Annotated in this window: 1 protein-coding gene; it reads left to right on the top strand. The window is 33.1% G+C overall.

What is annotated here, in order from left to right; all coding sequences use genetic code 11:
- A partial coding sequence (locus BG20_RS10910) for an aldo/keto reductase (RefSeq protein WP_010195310.1) occupies nt 1-942 on the top strand: 942 nt, incomplete at its 5' end.
- Nucleotides 943-1,059: the final 117 nt, after the last annotated feature.

Here is a 1,059-nt window from a genome sequence, read left to right as displayed (position 1 = left end):
GGGGCATGGACAATTGGCCTTGATTGGTGGGGTAAAAAAATTGAAGAAGATGAAGCAAAACGAATGCTAAAAAAAGCATATGATTTAGGAATTAACTTTTTTGAAACTGCGGATATGTACGGAAAAGGAATTAGTGAAAAATTAATCGGTCAGGTTTTCAAAGGTATGCGAAATGAAGTTGTAATTTCAACAAAATACGGATATGATTTTGCCAATGTTGAGCAAATAGGTCATGCAGAGTTACCACAGAGATTTGAACCAGAATTTACACAAAAAGCACTTAATGCATCATTAGAAAGATTACAAACTGATTATATTGATTCGTATGGAATGCATAATCCAAAATTAAATCATATTCGAAATGATGCTACTTTTGAGATGTTTGATAAATTAATTGATGAAGGAAAAATAAAGACATCACAAGTAGCATTAGGTCCAGCAATTGGATGGACAAAAGAAGGATTAGAGGCAATGGAAAGAAAAAGTGTATCAGGTGTACAAACTGTATACAACATTTTAGAGCAAACACCTGGAAATGAATTAATGCAAAAAGCAGAAAAACAAAATGTTGGTATTTTAGTCAGAGTTCCAGATGCATCAGGAATTCTCACAGGGAAAGTAAAGGCAGAAACAGTCATCCCAAGCAATGATCACAGAAAAGACAGAAAACAAGAATGGAGACAAGAAGCATTAAAAAAAGTAGAGCAATTCAGACCAATTGCAGAACGAAATGGATTAAACATTACAGAATTTGCAATAAAATTCATCTTATCAAAAAAAGCAATTGCGTCAGTATTGCCAACGGTTGTTAGCGTAGAAGAAATTGAAACATTTGCAGCAATATCAGATGGAAAGTATCTAAATTCTTCTGATATGAAAGAGATAGATGATCTTTACAATACATGGCCGTCATACGAATTAAAAGCGACCCAAGCAAACTAGCTATAAATGGTCAAATCAATCGATACCACAAAAACGCTAGAGATCATTGAGAGAATGAAACTAGCAAAGGTGGGAGATTATAAAAAATGGAATATAATAATCAAGAAAATTAAAAAC

Source organism: Candidatus Nitrosarchaeum limnium BG20, from assembly GCF_000241145.1.
In the GTDB taxonomy this organism is placed as follows: Archaea; Thermoproteota; Nitrososphaeria; order Nitrososphaerales; family Nitrosopumilaceae; genus Nitrosarchaeum; species Nitrosarchaeum limnae.
Note: the sequence above shows the minus strand (reverse complement) of the source record. Positions and strands in the feature narration are given on the sequence as shown.